21 protein-coding genes and 2 tRNA genes are annotated in these 21,984 nt (G+C 42.0%); 17 read left to right on the forward strand and 6 right to left on the reverse strand.

The window, feature by feature from the left end; translation table 11 throughout:
- The first annotated feature begins 67 nt into the window (after positions 1–67).
- The 5 genes from ACZ5A8_RS20700 to ACZ5A8_RS20720 all read left to right on the forward strand — a co-directional run bounded on the left by ACZ5A8_RS20700 (position 68) and on the right by ACZ5A8_RS20720 (position 5,925).
- Positions 68–1,312, forward strand: coding sequence for an IS110 family RNA-guided transposase (locus ACZ5A8_RS20700; protein WP_464529342.1), 1,245 nt, complete (start codon positions 68–70; stop codon positions 1,310–1,312).
- Positions 1,313–1,335: 23 nt separating this feature from the next.
- Positions 1,336–3,270 carry a type II secretion system F family protein gene (locus ACZ5A8_RS20705; protein ID WP_464531271.1) on the forward strand — a complete coding sequence of 645 codons (1,935 nt, stop codon included), beginning with the start codon at positions 1,336–1,338 and terminating at the stop codon, positions 3,268–3,270.
- A 9-nt stretch (positions 3,271–3,279) separates the two neighbouring features.
- Positions 3,280–4,272 (forward strand): type IV pilin N-terminal domain-containing protein, encoded by a 993-nt coding sequence (locus ACZ5A8_RS20710; protein ID WP_464531272.1) that lies wholly within the window; start codon positions 3,280–3,282, stop codon positions 4,270–4,272.
- Positions 4,273–4,396: 124 nt separating this feature from the next.
- Positions 4,397–4,870 carry a type IV pilin N-terminal domain-containing protein gene (locus tag ACZ5A8_RS20715; protein WP_464531274.1) on the forward strand — a complete coding sequence of 158 codons (474 nt, stop codon included), beginning with the start codon at positions 4,397–4,399 and terminating at the stop codon, positions 4,868–4,870.
- A gap of 98 nt (positions 4,871–4,968) precedes the next feature.
- On the forward strand, positions 4,969–5,925 hold the full coding sequence (locus ACZ5A8_RS20720) for a DUF7289 family protein (RefSeq protein ID WP_464531275.1): 957 nt from the start codon (positions 4,969–4,971) through the stop codon (positions 5,923–5,925).
- 648 nt (positions 5,926–6,573) lie between these two features.
- Here ACZ5A8_RS20720 and ACZ5A8_RS20725 read toward each other — a convergent pair.
- Positions 6,574–7,026: a type IV pilin domain-containing protein gene (locus ACZ5A8_RS20725; protein ID WP_464531276.1), complete on the reverse strand. Its 453-nt coding sequence runs from the start codon at positions 7,024–7,026 to the stop codon at positions 6,574–6,576.
- Between the two features lie 298 nt (positions 7,027–7,324).
- On the opposite strand from ACZ5A8_RS20725, the gene ACZ5A8_RS20730 reads away from it, so the two are divergent.
- The 5 genes from ACZ5A8_RS20730 to fdhD all read left to right on the forward strand — a co-directional run bounded on the left by ACZ5A8_RS20730 (position 7,325) and on the right by fdhD (position 12,458).
- On the forward strand, positions 7,325–7,816 hold the full coding sequence (locus ACZ5A8_RS20730) for a type IV pilin N-terminal domain-containing protein (RefSeq protein WP_464531278.1): 492 nt from the start codon (positions 7,325–7,327) through the stop codon (positions 7,814–7,816).
- A gap of 273 nt (positions 7,817–8,089) precedes the next feature.
- A complete protein-coding gene (locus tag ACZ5A8_RS20735) occupies positions 8,090–9,094 on the forward strand; it encodes a type IV pilin N-terminal domain-containing protein (protein WP_464531279.1) in 1,005 nt (334 codons plus the stop codon).
- Between the two features lie 38 nt (positions 9,095–9,132).
- A complete protein-coding gene (locus ACZ5A8_RS20740) occupies positions 9,133–10,080 on the forward strand; it encodes a DUF7289 family protein (RefSeq protein WP_464531280.1) in 948 nt (315 codons plus the stop codon).
- Positions 10,081–10,116: 36 nt separating this feature from the next.
- Positions 10,117–11,610 (forward strand): DUF7289 family protein, encoded by a 1,494-nt coding sequence (locus ACZ5A8_RS20745; RefSeq protein WP_464531281.1) that lies wholly within the window; start codon positions 10,117–10,119, stop codon positions 11,608–11,610.
- 110 nt (positions 11,611–11,720) lie between these two features.
- Entirely contained in the window at positions 11,721–12,458 is a 738-nt protein-coding gene (gene fdhD, locus ACZ5A8_RS20750) for a formate dehydrogenase accessory sulfurtransferase FdhD (protein WP_464531283.1), read from the forward strand.
- A 61-nt stretch (positions 12,459–12,519) separates the two neighbouring features.
- Here the strand turns inward: fdhD and hisB are convergent, their stop codons facing one another.
- The 3 genes from hisB to hisG all read right to left on the reverse strand — a co-directional run bounded on the left by hisB (position 12,520) and on the right by hisG (position 15,083).
- Entirely contained in the window at positions 12,520–13,095 is a 576-nt protein-coding gene (gene hisB, locus ACZ5A8_RS20755) for an imidazoleglycerol-phosphate dehydratase HisB (protein WP_464531284.1), read from the reverse strand.
- A 173-nt stretch (positions 13,096–13,268) separates the two neighbouring features.
- Positions 13,269–14,006 (reverse strand): 1-(5-phosphoribosyl)-5-[(5-phosphoribosylamino)methylideneamino]imidazole-4-carboxamide isomerase, encoded by a 738-nt coding sequence (gene hisA / locus ACZ5A8_RS20760; RefSeq protein ID WP_464531285.1) that lies wholly within the window; start codon positions 14,004–14,006, stop codon positions 13,269–13,271.
- 207 nt (positions 14,007–14,213) lie between these two features.
- Positions 14,214–15,083, reverse strand: coding sequence for an ATP phosphoribosyltransferase (gene hisG / locus ACZ5A8_RS20765; RefSeq protein WP_464531286.1), 870 nt, complete (start codon positions 15,081–15,083; stop codon positions 14,214–14,216).
- A 598-nt stretch (positions 15,084–15,681) separates the two neighbouring features.
- Here hisG and ACZ5A8_RS20770 point away from each other — a divergent pair.
- Positions 15,682–16,878 (forward strand): methionine adenosyltransferase, encoded by a 1,197-nt coding sequence (locus ACZ5A8_RS20770; protein ID WP_464531288.1) that lies wholly within the window; start codon positions 15,682–15,684, stop codon positions 16,876–16,878.
- 706 nt (positions 16,879–17,584) lie between these two features.
- On the opposite strand, the gene ACZ5A8_RS20775 is transcribed toward ACZ5A8_RS20770, so the two are convergent.
- Entirely contained in the window at positions 17,585–17,923 is a 339-nt protein-coding gene (locus ACZ5A8_RS20775; protein WP_229389492.1) for a protease inhibitor I42 family protein, read from the reverse strand.
- Between the two features lie 135 nt (positions 17,924–18,058).
- On the opposite strand from ACZ5A8_RS20775, the gene ACZ5A8_RS20780 reads away from it, so the two are divergent.
- The 3 genes from ACZ5A8_RS20780 to ACZ5A8_RS20790 all read left to right on the forward strand — a co-directional run bounded on the left by ACZ5A8_RS20780 (position 18,059) and on the right by ACZ5A8_RS20790 (position 18,484).
- Positions 18,059–18,196, forward strand: a complete 138-nt coding sequence (locus ACZ5A8_RS20780) for a hypothetical protein (RefSeq protein WP_464531289.1) — start codon at positions 18,059–18,061, stop codon at positions 18,194–18,196.
- A tRNA-Tyr gene (locus ACZ5A8_RS20785) sits at positions 18,187–18,300 on the forward strand. The genes ACZ5A8_RS20780 and ACZ5A8_RS20785 overlap by 10 nt, the downstream gene beginning before the upstream one ends.
- Before the next feature lie 111 nt (positions 18,301–18,411).
- Positions 18,412–18,484 (forward strand) — tRNA-Asp (locus ACZ5A8_RS20790).
- Between the two features lie 101 nt (positions 18,485–18,585).
- On the opposite strand, the gene ACZ5A8_RS20795 is transcribed toward ACZ5A8_RS20790, so the two are convergent.
- Entirely contained in the window at positions 18,586–18,738 is a 153-nt protein-coding gene (locus ACZ5A8_RS20795; RefSeq protein WP_464531290.1) for a hypothetical protein, read from the reverse strand.
- Positions 18,739–18,861: 123 nt separating this feature from the next.
- Between ACZ5A8_RS20795 and ACZ5A8_RS20800 the strand changes: the two genes are divergently transcribed.
- The 3 genes from ACZ5A8_RS20800 (at position 18,862) to map (ending at position 21,959) form a co-directional block, all read left to right on the forward strand.
- The gene (locus ACZ5A8_RS20800; RefSeq protein ID WP_464531292.1) at positions 18,862–19,500 is read left to right on the forward strand and encodes a hypothetical protein; all 639 of its coding nucleotides are present in this window, start codon (positions 18,862–18,864) and stop codon (positions 19,498–19,500) included.
- 179 nt (positions 19,501–19,679) lie between these two features.
- On the forward strand, positions 19,680–20,861 hold the full coding sequence (locus ACZ5A8_RS20805; RefSeq protein WP_464531293.1) for a M24 family metallopeptidase: 1,182 nt from the start codon (positions 19,680–19,682) through the stop codon (positions 20,859–20,861).
- A gap of 207 nt (positions 20,862–21,068) precedes the next feature.
- On the forward strand, positions 21,069–21,959 hold the full coding sequence (map, locus tag ACZ5A8_RS20810) for a type II methionyl aminopeptidase (protein ID WP_464531294.1): 891 nt from the start codon (positions 21,069–21,071) through the stop codon (positions 21,957–21,959).
- Positions 21,960–21,984: the final 25 nt, after the last annotated feature.

Here is a 21,984-nt window from a genome sequence, read left to right on the forward strand (position 1 = left end):
TTGATCACGGATGCCAAATTGCCTTTGAGGCAATTCCACTGTCCTTGAAATGATGGAGTAATGTAAATTGGAAGGAGAAATAAACAAATCTTGTGGTTTAGACATTCACAAACATTTTGTCATTGCTACTATTCTCAGCAGATCCGGTGAAAAACAGCTACAACGTTTTGATAGAGATGATGATGGAATTTTAAACCTTAAAAATTGGGTGACATCAGAAGAATGTGATGTTGTTGCCTGTGAATCAACAAGTGACTTCTGGGTTCCGATTTATGAGTCATTGATAGATCATTTGCCTGTTATAGTTGGAAATGCGCGAGATATGAAAGCATTTACACATAAAAAGACCGATAAGATAGATTCGGAAGTCATTGCACAACTTGCATTGAATAAAATGATTCAACCGTCAAGAGTTTTTCCTAAAAAGCACAGGGAATTCAGGTCGTATGTCAGGCTCAGGTTAACTCTTGTAAGAAAAAGGACAGATATAAAAAATGAAGCTCATGCTATTCTTTCTTCTGAAATGTTACATCTAGGTGATGTGCTAACAGACATTTTCGGAAAAAATGGAAGAGCAATTCTATCAGGAATTTCTTCAGGAAAAAATATTGATCAGATTATAGAATCACTTTCTCCAAATGTTCGGAAGAAAGCTGGTCAGATAAGAGAGATTCTGAACAGAGAAATATCTCAGAGTGCTGCAATAAGGCTTCAGATGTGCCTGAACATTATAAAACATCTGGATGAAGAAATCGAAATTCTGGAAAGAGAAATTTTCAATTACGCTTATAGAAATCATAAACATGAAATGGAAATTTTAATGTCAGTTCCTGGGATTGGAGAACTGAGTGCGGCAACTTTAATTGCTGAGATAGGAAACTTCAAAGACTTTTCTTCAGGGGATAAACTTGCTTCATGGCTTGGGATAGTTCCGAATGTGTATCAATCTGCAGATAAATACCATAATGGAAGAATCACAAAGAGAGGATCAAAAGTAGCAAGGTGGATTCTGACACAGATTGCTCAAGCAGCAGCAAGAAAGAAGAATAGCAGGTTAAAAGAGTTTTTTAACAGAAAAAAGAAGTCAATTGGATATGCAAAGGCGATTATTGCCCTGGCAAGGAAAATTGCAACGATAATATGGCATCTTATCACAAGTGATGAGATGTATGAAGATGAGACAGGGTATGAAAAGGGAGAAGTTCAAAAGAGAAAGATTGTTGAAACTGAAATATTTTCGGCTGATGAACGGATCAAAATAATTAGTGGAATATTCGCAATTATGGGAAAAGAAGACAGAGAGAGTACGTGAGGAAGATATCCTCATGTACTTTCATGCCAAATAAGGAAAGCTTCCAGGAGCTCAAAGTAAAGATACGTCACTCCCATATTCCAGTGTCAGTAGACCAGTACCTGGCATCGGCCTTTATGTACTCGATCTTCGCAGGCATAATTGGAGGAGTTTTCGGGCTATGGCTCGGGCTGAAAACTTTTGGAGACCCTATTTCTCGTCTCAGCCTTTTTGTGGATTCCACAAGGGCAGGATTTGTAGAAGAGTACTTTTATTTACTTGCTATTTTAGTTGCCCTTTTATTATTCGTTATAAGTTTTCTTACAGTCTTTGGTATTGCATACATCTACCCTTATTTTCAGGCAGATACCCGGAAAGCCTGCATTGATAAATCAATGCTGCCGGCGGTAACTTACATGTACGCCCTGACAAAGGGAGGCATGTCAATCTATGATGTTTTCAGGTCTCTTAGTAGGTATACCCATATATTTGGTACAAGCGCGGAAGAAATTTCCTATATTGTGCGCGATATGGATTACCTGGGAAAGGATTTTATAAGTGCCCTTAAAGAAGCAAAGGAACGCACCCCTTCGGAAAGTTTTAAGGATTTTGTTGACGGCCTGATCCTTGTTTCAAGCAGCGGAGTCATAACCGACTATATAAAAAATAAATCCGAGCAGTACCAGGATATGGCGGAACTGGCAAACCGTAACCTGTTAAAGAGGCTGGACGTCCTTGCAGAAGTCTATGTAACCGTGCTTGTTGCAGGCCCGTTATTCATAATGGTAACCCTTGTAGTGCTGCAGTTTTTCAGGCCGGCTTCAGCCCAGATCCTTTACATGTTAATTTATTTTATAATACCCCTTGCAACCTTGCTCTTCATAGTGCTTCTTGATACGGTAGGAGAACTCTCCATGAGCCCGGAAAAGGGAAATGCTTCTGGTTATCCCATAAACCTTTCCGATATCCCGGAACTCAGCTCAGAGCTCAGTTTAGAAGAGGAGGAAAAAAGAGACAAAAAGTTAAAGCTATACAGGCAGCTTTACAATATCAAGGACCTTATTTTCAATCCGTACAGGACTATCCGGGACGAACCCAGATATACGTTCTTTTTAGGCGTCCCTCTTGGGCTTTATTATCTTACCCATCTTCCTGAAACTCTCAAAGACAGTATCAATTTCAATTTCCACTGGAACCCGAACTTTGCCCATATCAGCGACAGCAGTGTTCAATTTATCAGCGCAATTGATGATTATCTGGTCATTTTTATCATTATCGCACTCATTCCGTTCCTCATATTTTACGAAATCAGGGCATGGAGGATGCGAAAAATTGATGAGAGAATGCCTGATCTGCTGAGAAACCTCTCAAGTATGAACGATTCGGGCATCTTGCTCTCTAATTCCTTAAAAATAATTGCAGAATCCAAGATGGGACTCCTCAGCAAAGAACTCAAAAAGCTAAAGGAAGACCTCTCATGGGGGACTTCCACTTCAAGAGCCCTCATAAAACTGGAAAACAACATCCGGACTGCATCATCAAGCCGGATTCTCCATACCCTCATAAAAGCAAATGAATCCACAAGCGACCTTAAAACTGTTCTCTCCATTACGGCAGAACAGGTAAAGGGCGAAGAGAGGCTAAAAAAAGAGCGTTCTTCGGAAATGGTCGTCTATGTTGTTACCATCTACGTAGCCTTTTTCGTCTTCCTTTTCATCGTTTACATCCTGGCTGTGCAATTCTTCCCGGAAAGTGCATCATTCAAGAATTCGTCCCAGGGAATGGGATCCGGAGGGATAGGAAACGGCTACTTCAACGTAGAGGAGTACACTATGCTCATGTACCACTCGGCTCTTGTCCAGGCTATAACTTCCGGGCTTATTGCCGGAAAGATGGGGCAGGGTTCGGTATACATGGGCCTGAAGTACAGCGTAAGCATGATGATGATTACCTACGCAGTCTTTACAATGTTCGTTTAAGGTGTTCTTATGCAAGAAACTCCTGGGAAAGGAACCACAAAAGAGGCTGCCGTTTCAGAAATAATGGGTGTCGTACTCCTTACAGGTATAGTAGTTATCATGCTCAGCGCCCTTGGAGTAACTGTTTTCTCGATGGAAGGACCTGACGATGTTCCTCATACAAGGCTGCAAGCATGGATGGACAGCCCGGAAAATAAGATTTACCTGAAGCACAGTGGGGGAGAATTTCTTGATACAAAAGATTGTGAGATCTTGCTTAATTTCAAGGGGGAGAAGTATGTCTACTCTTCGGAGAGAATCTTCGAAGGCCTTGGAAACGAAACCGTCTGGAGACTCGGAGAGGTTCTAACAATCGATACCCGAAATGTATGGGGAATTGACATTAAAAACGATGATGAGATAGAGCTATTTCTGGTTGACATTCCCTCGAAACAGCCGATCCAGATAGCCAGGCTAACAAAGAAGTACGAAACAAGACCCAGTTTAAGGATATGGATTACGCCGAAAGGAAAAATAGTTGATACTTCAGGAGGTTATGGAGAACTTAACCAGATCAAATATGTGGATAGTGAAACTCCTTATGATGTACTATCGAATATGAACGATAAGGAAAGATCTTGCACAGTCTATCACCCATCATTAAATAAAATAAATTCAAGCGAATATCATGAATTTAATTTTGACATCAACCCATTAGAATATGGATTAGATCCAGGGTATACTTTTTCAAACGTGACCTTAAAAATTGTATATCATTCGCATGATATAGCTACTAAACAGATTAGAGTAAAGATTTATGACGCAGGCGAACCCGATGGATGGATTTATCTCACAAAAGACCTGCCGCCACGGACCAGTACTTTTGAAGCTGAATATTATAATCTCACAGACTACATCCAGAATGCCCAAGAACTTAAGAGTTTTGATGTAAGAATTGAAGCCTGGGCAGAAAATACTCAAAAAAGTATATACATTGATTATATCGGTTTATGGATAGAATAATTTTTTAAGGGAGTAAAAATATTCTGAAAAATGTGGAATACTCCTACATCAATCCATAAAAAAGTAATAAGTTTTTGTGAGTTTAAAGGACTTATCAAATAAGAGAGGAATAGAGGAATCGGTTTTGCCGAATATAAAAGAATTAATAAAAAGCCGCTCCGCGGTTTCGGATGTCGTAGGAGAAATGCTCATGACTACAATTGCGGTAATCCTTATAAGTTCAATTGCAGTTTTCATTTTTTCTTATGATGGAGCCGCTGATGTACCCCGTGCCCAGGTAAAAGGATGGATGAACGCACAGACAGATACAATCTACCTGGAACATGGCGGAGGAGAATTCATCGATACGGAAGCTCTTGAAATTGCGGTAAATATCAACGGAGATCGATATACTTATTCCTCGCCCCAAATTTATGCAAACCTGGGAAATAAAAACAGCTGGGAACTGGGAGATAGAATAGAGATCGATACCTATAGCGCGTGGACTCGTGATATAAAAGAGGAAGACGAGGTAAACGTATACCTGATCGATAAACCCTCAAAGAAAGTATTCCAGAACCTTCGGCTTTCCACCGGAGAGATTGCGGATTTCGGCTGATAGTTATGAGAGACGCTTGTGTAAACATACAAATCTCCATGTTGAATACATGGTGCTGCATGTAAGTCAAAAACTAAAAAGCAGGAAAGGGAAAAAAGATGAAAATCAGGTTCTTTGAATCAATCTCTCCTTTTTGCAGATCCTCTTCTTTTTGCAAATCCGAATCAGGAGTGTCCGTCGCTGTTGCTGCAGCCCTGCTGCTTGGAATAATAGTTGCCACAATGACAACAGTCCAGCTTAACTATGTGCCTGTCTGGAAAGAAGATGCAGAATACGCACATACTTCCGACGTCTGGCAGGATATGTCCAGGCTTAAGTCTAATGTTGATATACTGGCTGCAGGGCTTGAAATAAACCCCAATGCAAAAATTGTAATTAACAGCCCGGTCCAGGTAGGAGGAGCCGATGTACCATTTATCGGAGGCACGACGACAGGCGGCACTCTTTCCATAAATAATGACGTTTCGGGCCTTTTGATAAATGTAACCACCAATACGTCCACCGGAGGATATGACAGTGGTGCAGACCTTTATTACACAGGCACGGTCACATACCGCCCGACAAACACATATTATGTAGATGAGACTTACAGCTATGAGAACGGGGCTTTGATTGTAGCCAGAGAAGGTAGATCTATGATGAAACTCGCTCCGGGAATCGTGCTTGAAGAAGGATCCAGAGCAAACCGCAGTGCAGTAAACCTCTCAATTCATGCCGTAGTCCTCGAAGGTCCCAGGGGAGTTGTGTCCAGCAACACCGTAGAAGATATCAAGCTAACCTCAAAAAGCTTCAACCGCGTCTACACTTACAGCGAGCTTGAAAAATCGATCTACAACAACACCATTAAATCTGCCTCGATTACGGTTTATACGGAAAATACAGAAGCATGGGAAAAATATTTTAAAATCTCAGCCGATAAAACTACCCTGCAGAAAGGTACGGATTATAACCTGACCAAAAACGCACACAACGTAACATTTTCCCTTTCCCCTGTCAATAAAGACCTCTATGTTGATGTCAGTAAAGCGGTTATAAAAGTCGGAGCCGGAGTATAATCAAAATTGTGAAGGCATACTACGATACTCGGCGTGGTATGTCTGCACCTTTTCTTCTGTTATATAGAATTTATCCAGTCATTAATTCTGTTCGAGTTTATGGTGACCCTTATTACAGTGAAATTTAAAAGACTGAATATTTTCATTTGTTTTTATGATTCTTTTTTCTTAAATCTGATCTTCAGTACAACATATAAAGCGAGTTTTTCAATTATATAGAATTCAATGGATAAACTCAAATTATCCAAAGTCTGTATTTTAGTCTCAGAACTCTTTAAGGCATGATTTAGTTTTTTAATCTATATCTTTAAGAGATACTTTCATACCAATAAAATGGATATTTAACTATTGAATCAAACTTAAAAGACTTTATTAATCTCAAACCAAACATTCTTCAAGAAGTTAATGGTTTCTATACCAAAGAGCTGTCTGTACTTCACAACAGAAACCAAATCTATTCATCGAAATATTGTATTGTCAATTTAAAGTACAAAAATAGTTTAGGAAATCAAATCATTTAAGGATTATTGGGGAAATGCTTCATTCCTCAGTACTGAGTATTCAACTGAAGCAGGTTAAAAAAGAAAGAGAAAAAGCACCTGAAAAGGTGCGAGCGTTTTTAAGAATTGAGATTCGTATTCAGTGTATTTAAGTCCTCAATTTTTTATCACAGATCAGCTGGCTAGTAACATTGTCAGCAATTTTGAGATTAAACACTTGTCCAGTAGGTAATGGATTGGTACTCACCGAGAAAGTTTCAATCGACCCAACAGAGAATTGCCCGGAAGGTTTTGTAATAGGCAAGAGATCAGTAGTACTACCATTCTCATAGGTAAAGCGGATTTGTGTATTTTCCCAAACAAGGGTATCCCCGCCAAGGTGCTCAATCGTCACATTATGATTATTATCTGCAAGTTTTGCATTGATGTTCGCCTGCGGTGCAGATTTAGTAGGCCCCTGGCCGAAGACGGACGAACCGATTGCAGCGGCGAGAATGACGGTGATTGCAACCATCAGCACGACACCGATTACCGGGGACACTGCTTTATTATTATTATTATTATTATTATTATTATTATTAAATATTTTTTTGAGATCCATATGATTCTCCCTCCTGAGTTAAATACCTCCAGACAGGACAACCTGCCTGAATTTTAACACTTTAATCACATAATTACAATTATTACTTTTTATAACTGCACTCAAAGATATTCTTCAGTCGTATATAAATTTTTGCTGACACTTTCTTATATTATTAAGTAACTATGGTTCTTATTTTTTATAAATGTTTCCCGGCAAACTCAAAGAATGAAGGCAATTATATTCAGACAGTCAAGTTAATATTCAATCAATAATATTGTAGAGAATTAGATAAAAATTATGGAAGGTGACTGTTACCGTGGAGGGTAAAAAATATAGGGCACTTGGTCAGGACTGCCAGGCAGTTTCAGAGGTAATAGGGCAGGTGCTCATGATAGCTGTAGTTGTTCTGGCTTTTTCTTCAATCGCTCTTACAGTGTTTTCCGATGAGGGGGCAATGAGACCACTACACGTTCCGCGCACCGACCTGCAGGAAAATATCGGTGCCGAAAGAGATACCGTGCAGATTTTTCACAGCGGAGGAGAGGCAATTGACCTTAAGGATATCAAGATAATACTCAGTGTTGATGGAAAGCAGGAAGAATTCAAAATGTCTGACCCGGATATATACGGCCACACTGTCACAGTTTTTGATCCCAAAGGCAAAGGGTTATCGCTTAATGACGTTTTTACTCTCGGGGATTGCATTGAAATCGCCCCCAGCAGTGTTGATATTAAAAATGCAAGCTCCGTCGATCTGTATTTTGTGCATACGGCGTCCAAACAGGTGATTAAGAAAGCAATGCTCTGAAGAGATTTCGAGGATTGGTAAAATTCTTTTTAGTTTCAGAGGTTTTTTGATAGAAAAGTTAATAACTTAATAATAATTATATAGAAGTTTATATTAACGCAAGGTACAAACGTTTCTAAAATAATTTAGAATTTTGATTGTGTAAATTATTTAACTGATTACCGAATACTCTTTATATTTTTTAAATAAAAATCTAATAGAAATAACGCTCAATAAATAACAGTATAATAGCATAGAGAATCGGATATAGTTTTATGGTTGGTGACTTTTATCGTGGCGGGGAATAAAAAGTTAAGGGAACTTACCCGGGACTGTCGGGCGGTTTCAGAGATAATAGGACAGGTTCTTATAATGGCAGTAGTGGTGCTTGCTCTTTCTGCAGTGGCTGTTGTTGTATTCTCAGACAAAGTAGCAATGGACTCCCCACATGCTCCACGTACCAATCTGCAGGAAAACATTGATAGATCAAAAAACACCCTGGAGATTTTTCACAGTGGAGGAGAAGCTATTGACCTTAAAGATATCAAGATAATACTCAGTGTTGATGGGGAGCGGGCAGAATTAGATATGTCTGACCCAGAAATCTATGACAATGCTGTTACAGTACTTGATCATGAAGGCAAAGAACTGTCTTCTGATGGAGTATTTGCACTCAGGGACTGCATTATAATCAACTCCAGCAATCAGGTTGATATTAAAAATGCAAGCTCCATCGATCTGTATTTTGTGCACACGGCGTCCAGCCAGGTGATTCAGAAAACAAAACTCTGGGTAGAGGGCAAGGAGTTCCCTGATTGGATAACTCCTCATACATTTCCTGGTGGAACAGCATATGACAATTACACTGATAAATGGCTGGATACTGAGTTAGTCGATAAAATCAACGATAGTAAATCCACAAGCACCCATATACCACAAGACCAACTGATATACGAAAATTTTACTTTTGCTATAAATACAGAGGAGCTGGAAATTCCAGATAATACATTGTTTACCAATATTACCCTGAAAATTATCTGTACACGACACGACAACAGTCCGAAGAAGACGGTGATTAGACCGGAAATTTATAATGGGTCCCAGTGGACACCTCTTGATCCTATCCCTTTTGAGGGTTCAGATGTCTATGTGGTGACAGAACGAGACATAACTAAATATGTGAAAAACACCACGGAACTCGAAAATCTCGAAGTTAAGATAACAGCTGACGGAAATGCAGCCGACCCTAGTGGAAAATATTTCAGAGTAGATTTTATAGGCATCCACCTGGATTATTAAATTATAAAGAAGGGAATTCAATCATAGGGTTTGAAGATATGACAGAAAAGATTTTAAAAAATTCACAGGTAAGCAAGCCCTTTTCTTTCCGTTCGGAATCTGCGTCATCAACTGTCATAGGGGCAGTTTTGTTGCTTGCGATCATTGTTAGCGTATTTTCGGTGGTAAGAATTGGTTATATCCCGGAATGGAAAAATGATGCGGAATATTCACACATGAATGATGTCTGGGAGGATATGGCGGACCTCAAATCAAAAATCGACTTGATGACCATAGCCCTGGCATCAGACCCAGATTCCCAGAATACTGAAATTACTATGAGTGTACCTTTCCATATGGGAGGGGGAGATGTCCCGCTTATTGGTACCATAAAGTCCAGCGGAACTCTTTCAGTAAACAAGGATGAATGTGAAATAAACATAAATACAGACTCTGATGGGGATTGGAGCAATATAATCACTTGTGGCGCTGTAAGCTACACTTCACAAAACAGGTATTATGTAGACCAGGACTTCACATACGAAGGAGGGGCTTTGATCCTTTCTCAGGGGGAACGATCTTCTATGATGCTCTACCCTTCGATTCGCTTCTCCAGAGCACCGACAAATGGATACAATGCTTCGATACACATTGTGGAGATCGATAAATATAAGTTTGCGCCATCCGACACCATATCCTCGAATACAGGGTGCTCTCTCCGCCTCACTGGCGAAAAGTTTGAGCCCCTTTACGACAGCGAGAAGGACAGTTTGGGCAACATAACTTCCTTCACTTTAACAGTTAATACTGATTATCCTGAAGCCTGGTATCTGTACCTGAAAGAAACAATGGAAGATGCACGGATAAAAGATTCTGATTATACCCTTCCATCACCGACAAATAATACTGTGATTTTAACCTTCCCCTCTGAATCAAGTGGTAAGGACCTGAACAGGCTCTATGTGAGTAAGACAAAAGTAAAGGTGGAACCGGGAATAGGAATCTAAGCTGACATTATGAACCATGAAACGAAGGGAAAAGAAATGGCTCGGAAAAACCTGTTAAAATCCGAATCTGCAGCCGCAATCGCAGTTGTAGCTGTACTACTTTTGGGGCTTGCATTCACTATAATTTCCGTGGTTAAACTAAACTATACTCCAGAATGGAAAATTGATGCGGAGAGAGACTATAGTTATGATTCATGGAGCAATATGGAGGACGTAAAAACCAGAGTAGATATGTTCACCCGGTTTATGGGTTCGGACATTGATTACCCATACGGGCTTTCCGCAACAGTTCCTTTCAGAATGGGAGGGGGAGAGGTCCCGGTATTCGAGCCCTCTAAATCCAACAGTAAGCTTGCAGTAAACACCGAAAAATGTACAATGGTTATAACTCTTGACAAGCATCCTGATGATCCTCGCACAGTTGACTGTGGGGGTGTCACCTATTATTCAAAAAACCGACAATATCCAGATCAGGTTTTCAGGTACGAGAACGGAGCCCTTATCCTTTCCCAGGGAGAAAATTCTCAGATGAAGCGTAACCCTTCATTCAATATAAATAAAACTGTGGGCAATAATTATACAGTCACCATTAATGCCGTCAACCTTACAGGAGAACCTGAATCCATATCTTCCAGCTCCCCAACTGCCCTGCGCCTTACCGGATGCTCAACAAACCATATTCTCAACAGTTACGATTACCTGAACGAAAGCGTAGACTCTTTTAACCTGAACATTTCCACCCACTATACGGATGCCTGGGTTACTTACCTTAACGACACGGCAAAGAATGCAGGCCTCGCATACGGCACTGATTACACCATTGAATCCATCCCGTATGACTACGTGTGTATATCTTTCCTCTCTACGGGCAGTAACAAACTAGAAGATCTCTACGCCAGCGAATCTGTTATCCAGGCGGAACTGGGAGCAGGAGGCTGTCTGGACAATGGAGAGGTTGACTATTCCGAATCCGACGAAGACGAGGATGAATCCGAAAAAGAACTGACTCATGGAAACAGAATTATATTAAATAAACCTGAAATCGGAGGATTTATTCTTTCGGGAACTTATATTCAATTTAAAAATAATGGACAATGGGACTATATAGAGATAGACAACAAAAAGAAAAATCTTGGAAAAGGTCAAACTGTAAAGCTTGTGATAAATGGAAACCAGACGGCCGGGTCTGCAGATATGAACGCAGGCGACATCTCAAACTTTAATTTTAATGTCGAGGTATACATTGATGGCAAATCCGAGGGTCAAGGTAAAGTCACTGGAATATGGATGGACGGTTATTCAGACTATAAATCGAATTTAACATACAAGCTTCCATCATATTTATCCGGTATAAAATTCCAGGTTGACGACAAAATCCTGATAGATGGCTGGTGGCCAGAAAATGCTTCTGCAGTCAATCTATACAATATAGGACCATCACCCACCAATAATAAGTTCCTAAGAATTGATTTCACGTCAGGAAAAACCTACTTTGACTGCAGTGCAGACTATGAAATAATTAACACCTAAGAGAAGAAGGAAGAAGTTTCAGGGACATCCCAAAACAAATAGACAATAAACAATGTATCCTATCAATGGAATAATAAGTATGGAAAATGTATCGGAATATCAGAACGAAAATGCCTGAGAAATACACCACACCTTACCCTGCCAGAAGAATCCATTCTAATGGCAGGGCTGAAGACACTGAATTGCTGCTCGCAAGGGAAGTCCCTGTTAAACTTTTTCTCGACGGAAAGCAGCTTACAACTCTTTTTTCCTCCCCGCTTGAACTGAAAGAGCTTGGAGTAGGCTATATCATAACCGAAGGAATTCTCAACTTCAGGGAGATTGCAGGGATTGAGGTGGAAGGCAATGAGGTTCACGTCCTGACGAGAAAGGAAAAAACAACCCATAACGGCAAAATATCCGGGAAAACGGGGGCAGACAAGCCGAAAATATTTGTGGATTCGGATGCTGTTTTTGACCCGAAAGCTCTTTTTGCAGGCACAGGACATCTCGAATCCGAGACATACAAACTTACCAGAGGCACCCATCTTGCCGCCCTGATAGACGGAAAAGGAAAACTCGCAGTCCGGATTGTTGATGTAGGCAGACATAATGCCGTAGACAAGGTGGTAGGTGCCGCCCTTCTCAGGGGGCTTGACATCTCACACCTGTACATGCTCTCCACAGGCAGACAACCCGCTTACATGATTACAAAAGCAGCTCGCGCAGGAATCCCCCTTGTCGCTACCAAAGCAATGCCCTTTGACTCCGGGGTTGAAGCTGCAAAAAAAGCAAATATATGCCTTGTTGGGCAACTAAGGCAGGAATCAATGCTTGTCTTTGCCGGCGAGTGGCGGGTCCGGATTTAAGCGCGTCACTTCCGAAAATAAAAGGGACCTTCAGAGCTTAAAAAATTAGAATGGGAATTATTCACAGTGTCCCTTTCGTGCTTTTTACTTCTTTGCCTTCAATTTTTACAGCCCTTTTCATCGCATAAGCAAAAGCCTTGAAGAGAGCTTCGATTTTGTGGTGGTCGTTATCCCCGTAGACACTGGCATGTATGGTGATTTTTGCATTTGAGGCAAGGGTCTCGAAGAAATGCTTCACCAGCTGGGTACTGAATTGGCCTACCTGTGGGGCAACAAAATCGGCTTTCAGGACAAGATAGCTGCGCCCGCCAACGTCAAGGGCAACTTCGGCAAGGGCTTCGTCCATTGGGATTCTGGCTTCCCCAAAACGGGCGATTCCTGCCATATCCCCGAGAGCTTCGGAGAGAGCTTTTCCAAGGACTATCCCGACGTCTTCTATCAGGTGGTGCTCGTCCACATAAAGGTCGCCTTCGGCACGTATTTTAAGGTCAAACTCGGCGTGCCTTGCAAAAGAAGTAAGCATATGATCGAAAAATCCAATCCCTGTACTGACATCTGCAGCGCCCTTACCGTCAAGGGAAAGCTCAAGCTGGATGTCGGTTTCCTTTGTCTTGCGGGAGATTTTGCCTGTTCTCATACAGCATCACATTCTCCTTTAAAATAATTAAATACTTTGTATCTAAATACCCGGTATCTGGCTGCTTGCTCCTTATATTCGGTTTGCTCCGAAAAATTAAGGAAACAGGCTGAGGAAGAAAGCCTGTTCGGGAGTGAAAACAGGCAGCCTGATGTAAAAACAGGAAGCCTTAATCAGTCCCCGAGGGCAGCCTCGATCGCCTCTTCAAGGGTAAACCTGCCTGTATAAAGAGCACTGCCTACCACAACGCCCGCAGCTCCGGTCTTCTTCAGGACCTGAAGGTCTTCCAGGGAGCTTACCCCTCCGGATGCGATTACAGGAATGCTGACAGATTCCACAAGTTCCCTTGTTGGAATGGGGTTTACTCCCTGCATCAGGCCTTCGGAATCGATATTCGTAAAAAGAAGGCTCCCTGCTCCAAGCTCTTCAAACTTCTTGCCCATTTCAACAGGAGTTTGCGAACATGCCTCAGTCCAGCCTTTGATTGAGATTTTCCCGTTCTTTGCATCCAGTGCAACGTTTACATATGAGCTTCCAAAGGCATTGGCAAGCTGTTTTACAAGTTCGGGGTTCTGGAGGGCAGCGGTTCCGAGAATTACCCTTGAGACCCCAAGCTCAAGAAGGGAGGCTGCATCTTCAAAGCTCCGGATCCCTCCTCCAACCTGGATACTTACACCTTTCTCCCTGCAGGTCCGGACTATTTTTTCAATAATCGGGGCGTTTTTGCGTTCCCCATCAATTGCCCCGTCAAGGTCTACCAGATGGAGGGTCTTTGCCCCTTTACCTACCCAATCAAGGGCAACTGCAAGAGGATCATCCAGGGATACGATCTCACTGCCAGGCACACCCTGCACCAGCTGAACGCACTTTCCTCCTCTCATATCCACTGCAGGAATCACTTCAAAAACCATAGAAAGCCACATCTCCGGCATATATGCAAGAAAAACATCTTCTGTTTCCTATATATTTTACGCCATTACTAATTCATTACTAATTTCTTGCTATTTCTTTACAATTCCTTACTATTTCTTTACTAATTTTTTTACTAATTTCTTTACTAATTTCTTACTAATTTCTTACTAATTTCTTACTAATACGAATCCCAGATCTTTTCCCTCTCAGGGCATGATCCTTTCGATAGGAACGACCAGTACATCCCTAGCCCCGACTTTCCTGAGCTTGTTTACGATGGTAAAAATAAGGTCAGCGTCCACAACGGAATGGACAGCAACGAATGATTCTTCAGACAATTTGCTGGATTCAACCTTCATGACTGTTGGGCCTGACATTCCTGGAAGGACTTCTTTTACTGCTTGAAGGGAGGCTTCGGGGACATTCATCATCAAATAGCGCTTTTTCTTTGCATTAAGCACACTTTCGAGTGCAGTTTTTATGTCCAGGATTTTGTCCTTTTCCATGAGGCTTTTTTTATTAGCAATCAGATGGACAGTGGAAGAAAAGACTGTGTCGATAGGTTTCAGGTGGTTTATCAGGAGAGTTGTCCCGGAGCTTGAAATATCTACAATGGCGTCCGCAATTCCTACATGAGGGGTCATCTCGCAGGCCCCGCTGACCTTTATAACTTCAACGTTAACTCCAAGGCCCTGGAAGTACTGGCGCGTGATCTCTGGAAACTCGGTTGCCACCTTTTTGCCTTCAAGGTCCTGGGCTTTCTGGAAAACAGAGTCCTCAGGAACAGCGAGAACAAGGCTCGCTTTCCCGAATTTAAGGTCCAGAAGAGACTCAACACTTGCCCCTCTTTCCTTAATCAGGTCCATGCCTGTAATACCTACGTCTGCAGCTCCGTCCTGTACATACTCAGGTATATCAGCAGCCCTGGCAAAGAGGATATGAATATCAGGGTCTGTAGTTTTTGCAAAAAGTATTCGGCTCTCGGCTCCTCCGCTAATGGGAAGCCCTGCATCTTTAAAAAGAGACATTGTGGGTTCGTGAAGGCGCCCTTTATTGGGTATTGCAATTCGAATCATCTGCTCTGTCCTCTAATAAGTGATCTAACTGATCTCTAATAAGTAATTTAAGTGACTTCTAATATGTGGTTTGTAAGTGATTTAAGTGATCTGCCGGGAAGCTTACCCCGGGTATGCTCATTCCGTATAAAACATTTATCCAGAATACTCTTGTATAATATAGACTTCACGGTAAGGCTCTTTGTGAACCTTTTTTCCTCAAACCTGTTGTTAAGGCTGATTCTGTTCAGATTACGGTCAATTTTTATATAAAAGGAAAGGACTGGTTTTTTGGTGCTAAAGCCTAAAGACAGCCTTATTAAAAAATATTACCTGCAGTAATGAAGACATGGGAATCATTATATATCCGTAGTAATTTAATAGAAACAGACTATCGAGTCATATAAATAATATTATAGATGTTGTAATAGCGTAAGTAATTAATTTGGGAATTAGTGATAAGAAAGTAAACTGATTACGACAACAGACTAAAGATTAATAAAGCGGTAATATTAACATCTAGCAATAAAAGTAACAATAATTCTGATCCCATAGTGAAGTACCAATAATTCTGATCTAGCAATAAAATTATCAATAATTTTGAAAAAAGAGGATCCAAATGGCCCGAAATATAAAAGTGGAAGAGCTCTTGCAAACCCCCATTGAAAAGCAGCGGATAGAGCTTGTAGAACGCAAAGGAATAGGGCACCCTGACAGCATATCGGACGGACTTGCCGAAGCCGTAAGCCGAGCGCTATGCAGGGAATACATAAACAAATGTGGAACCGTACTCCACCACAACACTGATGAAACCCAGATAGTAGCCGGAAGATCCAGCCCGAAATTCGGAGGAGGAGAGGTACTGCAGCCCATATACATGCTCCTGGTAGGCAGAGCTACTAAGGAGTTCGAAGGCACTGAACTCGCCACTGAGTCCGTAGCCCTCCAGGCTGCACGGAAATACCTGAGAAATACTCTGGTGAATATGGACCTCGAAAGAGACGTGATCATGGACTGCAAACTCGGAACAGGATCTTCAGATCTCAGAGACGTCTTCAAGAGAGACAGAGTACCGGTTGCAAATGATACTTCTTTCGGAGTTGGACATGCCCCATTTTCGGAACTTGAAAACATCGTATACAATACAGAGAGGCAACTCCTTACTGACCTGAAGTCCCGCATGCCTGCAATAGGAGAAGATATGAAGGTTATGGGGCTAAGGGATGGGGAAGACATCACCCTCACTATATGCAGCGGCATGATCGGGAGGTACATTGACGACCTGGACAGTTACATAAGCATGACCGAAGAAATGAAGAACTATGTAGAAGAGCTTGCAACTCGCTATACTGAGCGGGACGTGAAGGTCCAGATTAACACAGGAGATAACCTGAAAACAAGCTGCATCTTCCTTACAGTCACCGGAACCTCAGCTGAAATGGGAGATGACGGTTCGGTGGGGCGCGGAAATCGCTGCAATGGGTTGATCACACCTAACAGGCCCATGAGTATGGAGGCAACCAGTGGAAAGAACCCGATTAACCATATCGGAAAAATCTACAACCTCCTCTCGACACAGATGGCCCGGGATATCGTAAAGCAGGTTCCTGACGTACAGGACGTCTATATCAGGCTGCTCTCCCAGATAGGAAAGCCCATCGACCAGCCGCTTGTGGCAAGCGCTCAGATCATTCCAAAAGAAGGCACCTCCTTTGCAAATGTAAAATCGGAAACCGAAGTTGTAATTGATGACTGGCTCTCCAATGTGACAAAAATCACGGAAATGGTTATCAGGGGAGAACTGAACACCTTCTGATAAAACCGAAGTATCTGAGTCCAGAAAACATCGAGGGGAACCTTCGGGTTTCTTTTCACATCTTTTTTACGTATCTGTCTTAACAGTTAGTCATTGAAAGCCTAAGATCTAAATGGGGTTTTTAAACGGGATTTGCCGTTTAGAAAGGAATTTTTGAACTATTCAGGTTTGCCGAACTCAGGTATTTTAATTATTCTCAGCTGGCAAGGTTATATTTTCAGCTATTTGAGGCAGATTTTTCATTATCTCAGGGAGCTTAGTTCTCTCTGAAAGCTTCAGAAAAATCAAATTGCGGGCGGCCACCCCACCCTAAACAGGCTGTCCGATAATTCAATTTCAGGGCAAAAATATGTAAAATTGAGGCATCTAAAGCCTTAAAATGCTCAAAAGAAGGAGATCAGTTATTACTGACAGTAATTGTTGGACAGCCTCTAAAGAATGAGGTATGATTCTGGCCGCCCGCCCGGTTACTTAGGTATAGATAGTTAAGTATTCTTTAACAAGATTTCCTTGACATAAGTGATTGAAACTTCAATTTCGCTTTCCTATCCAATTCCCTATCTTTATACAAAGAGGCTATGATTTAGATGTTTAAATCGAAAACGAAAAGAGGCGAGGGTTCACTTCACCCCGACTTTAAATTCAGGGTATTCGTGACCTTCCGCACTCCCGTTGTAATAAAAATAGTTTAATTCAAGGAGATTTTTTAGATAACCTTGACAGTTAGTTTGAACTTCTCCTCTCCTCCAAAACGGATAATACTATAACTGCCTTCAACCTCCCAGGTGCCTGGTTTTACAGCCTCGTATTCCCATTCATGAACTCCCGGAACTGTCTTTGTATCCGGGATATCCGGAATAAACTGTTCCCTGAGCAGTCTGAGACCCTCCTCAGCCTCCATCTTCCATACGGTTTCGGCAACAGATTCTTCTTTACTGTACAGGTGCTCTCCGGGTTGATCCCTGAGTTTTATCACAAAGGTATCTCCAAGATTAATACTGACCGTATCGAAACTATTGGCGTTTGTAAAAATTTGGGCGACCATATTCCCTACCCCTTCTGTATGTGATATCTGTTGTTTTGAATTTTGATATTTGTTGTATATTCCGAGATCCATTTATTTTCTTACTGTAATTATGCTATATGTTCTCTGTAATATACAAAAGTATTTTTGATAAATATGGAAAAGGTTATAAATGTCAGTTATTATCCTTCCTATCCAGCGAAAAAGATAAATACCATCACCATATATGGAGATGGTGCACTGAAGCAGTGTAGCCTTGTGCAGCACTGGATCAGTATCATTGTCCCGCCTTAACTCAGTGGTAGAGTGCGCGGCTGTAGTTCGGCTCGTGCGGGTATCCTCCCGTACATCTCTGCGCAGGCACCGCGATGTCCCCGGTTCGAGTCTGGGAGGCGGGACCTGAAACATTCGCCAGAATCGGAATCAGTCAACGGGAACATTTATATATCAGAGAGACATTTAAGGTTTGCTCGCAGCGCGGGCAAAACAGCAACTAAAAAGACCGAAGTGTCCGGATAGTGTAGAGGCCTATCATGGAGCCCTGTCGAGGCTCCGACTCGGGTTCGAATCCCGGTCCGGGCGCTTCTTTTTTTTCAATTTGATAACTTTACAAAATTTGTTTTAAACATGGCATACGTGCCTGCTTTTTATAAATTATACTTTTTCTTTAGACTACCTTTAGATTAATCAATCCTCAGTCCTGAAATTCCTGAAGCCCGATTTTCTATTCTTCTCTCTACTTTTCTGAAGTCCCCTGCTTTGTCCTTCGGCTTTGCCCTTCTGCTCTGCCTTCCTGAAGTTCCCTCATGACTTCTCTGGGCTTTTTTAACATCCATATTCCCAATGTCACAACCACAATCTCGAAGCCCCGGAAACCTTTCCCGTAAAAAACATGTGACCCATAAAAGCATGTAAAATGAGAAAGATAAAGGAATAAACTAAAGCAGGAGGCTACAAAAATGGGGATTGAATCCCATACTCTGGATTATTCCGAGGAGAAAGCCAGCAGAGTCAGCAGTCTCTGCCAGAAGATGAAGAGTACCAGAGAAAAAATGGAAAAAGAAACCCGTATTTTTATCGAAGCTGCAAAAAATTTCTCTCTTGAGTGGGTTCAAAGGGAAATGAACATAAACGCACCTCCTCTGAAAAGTGAAGGTTACTCTGGAACTGAAGAAACTGGCAAAGACAGGTTGAGTGGACTGCCGCGCCTTGAGGACTTACCCTTCCGCATACAGGGGATTGTCGAAGAGCACCTCAACCGGGATGATTACTGGATACACAGAAGCGAGTTGCTACATGCAGATGTTTCACGTGACTACATTGAGTTTAAAAAGGAAAAAATCCGGAAGGATCTGACATCAAGCATTCGAATGATTCTGGGCTGCGCTGCAGAAATTTTCGCTGACCAGAAAAATGAAAATTCTGAAGGTAGAGTGTGGGTAAAAGAGCGGGGAAGAAGAAAATACATATGTATTCTCAGGTTTTCGAGCGAGATGACAGTTTCCCTTGATCATTATTTCACAATGCTCGAGGAACTTCTTATTCTTGGGTATGAGATGAAAGAGATAGAAAATGAGGTAGAGAAGAGGGGAAGATAAAAGAGAAATAAGAAAGCCAATTCGGAAAAAAGCGAAGCAGATGACGCTTATATGACACTGATATGACACTTAGACTAGAAAATCAGTTTAGACCTGTGTTCCACATTCAGCAACCATATACAGGCCTGCCTGCAAGCTGACGATAATAACTTTATCTACCAGCGCCAGAATTATCTTGCATGAAAGAGCCAGACTTCAGCATAAAAAAAGCCCTGGAAGAAGCAAGGACAGATGCTTACCTGATGACAGGGAATATTCATAATGCCGATATTTACTATGTAACCCGCTTCCTGGCATCGGATGATTTTGTGTACCTGCAAACAGGAGCCGGGAAAGAAGTCCTTTTTATTTCGGAGATGGAGCGCGGAAGGGCTGAAATTGAGTCAAGGGTTTTGACTATAAAGACAATCCAGGAATTTGACTATCGTGAGAAAATTAAGGAGAAAAAGGATCCATCTATTGCCTATGCAGCCTGCATATCCGAACTGCTCCTCGAAGAGAAGGTGAAAAAGGTTGCAGTTCCCTACGATTTTCCGGTCTTTTATTCAAGCTATCTTATAGGAGCAGGTTTTACTGTAGTGCCTGTAAAAAGCCCTTTCAGGAAAATGAGAAGCTTGAAGAGGCAGGAAGAGATTGAAGCCATAAAGTATGCCCAGATAGCAGGAGAAAAGGCTATGGAGGCAGCGATTGCCCTGATAGCAGGAGCAGAAGAAAAAGAAGGCGTTCTCTATTTTGAAGGACAGGCACTTACAGGGGCTAAAGTAAACTCAGTCATTGATCATACTCTACTCGATTTCGGGTGCGAAGCCGAAGAAACTATTGTTTCCTGCGGAGAGGATACTGCAAATCCGCATGGGACTACTGACGGCCCTCTCAGGGCAAATGCCCCGATTATTCTTGACATCTTCCCGAAGAGCAAAAAGAAGCGCTATTTTGCGGACATGACGCGCACCGTGTTAAAGGGTGAGGCTTCGGAAAAACTGAGAACGATGTATGAAACCGTATTTGCAGCCCAGGAAAAGGCGCTCGGCATGGTTAAGCCCGGTGTACCGGCATCTGAAATACATAACGCAGTTTGCAACCTGTTTGAAGCACGGGGTTATCATACTTACAGAAGCGGGTCAAAAGCCGGGTTCACACACTCCACAGGGCACGGTGTAGGGCTTGATATCCACGAGCTCCCCGGGGTAGGAGAAAACGGTGCACTTCTTGAAGCGGGCAACGTGATAACTATCGAGCCAGGATTATATTATCCGGGAATCGGAGGAATCCGACTCGAAGATATGGTACTGGTTACCGAAAAGGGATGCGAGAACCTTACACGATTGGAAAAGAAATTTGTATTAAAACCTTTTTTATAAATTAAGCAACAGATTATAATCATTATTCAACCTTAAATGCCCGAAACTACAGTAGAATAGGCAGTAAAAGGGTAGAAAAGATAATATACCCGGGATTTATGGATAGAAACTCATAACTAGGGTTGCTGGCGAAATATAGCTATAATAAGGCTTACAAATAAGTATAGTCAGGATACGTCTATCACTGATTATCCAGGTGGGGTTAACATGACAGATAATGTATACAATAAAGAAGATGTCCTTGAAAAGTACAGAGAAGCAGGCAGGATACTGAAGATTGTCAGGACCGAAGCCGCAGATATGGTCAGAATCGGGAACAGCCTGCTTGAAGTTGCAGAATTTGTTGAAAAGAAAACTATAGAACTTGGAGGCAGGCCTGCATTCCCCTGTAATATCTCAAGAAACCAGGAAGCTGCCCATGCAACTCCGAAAGCAGGGGATAAAGATGTCTTTGCAAAAGATATAGTGAAGCTGGATATCGGAGTCCATGTTGACGGGTACATAGCAGACTCGGCAGTAACTGTGGACCTTTCAGGTAATTCCGATCTCGTAAAAGCTTCTGAAGAAGCCCTTGCAGCAGCTATTGACCTTATGAAGCCCGGGGTCAGCACAGGAGAGGTTGGGGCTGCAATAGAAGAGAGTATCCGCAGCTACGGTTTAAGCCCTATTATGAACCTCTCAGGTCATGGGCTTTCTCAGTACGAAGCTCACGATGACCCTTCAGTACCCAATAAACGGGTAGAAGGCGGGGTTGCTCTGAAAGAAGGAGATGTGCTTGCAATAGAACCCTTTGCAACTAACGGGACAGGGCTTGTACATGACGGAAGCTGGTCAGAGATATTCAGTATTATAAAGAAAAAGCCTGTCCGCATGCCAGCAGTCAGAAACGTCCTGAAGCAGGCAGAAGAGTACAGGGAACTCCCCTTTGCAAAGCGCTGGCTCGATTCAGACAAGCTCGAATTTTCGTTAATCCAGCTGGAAAAAGCCGGAATCTTCCATTCTTACCCCGTACTTATCGAGAGTGCCGGAGGGCTTGTGTCTCAGGCAGAACATACAGTAATAATAACCCGGGACGGATGTGAGGTCACAACAAAATAAGTTCTCAAAAAGAAAAACAGAAAAA

It is taken from the genome of Methanosarcina subterranea (assembly GCF_055385895.1).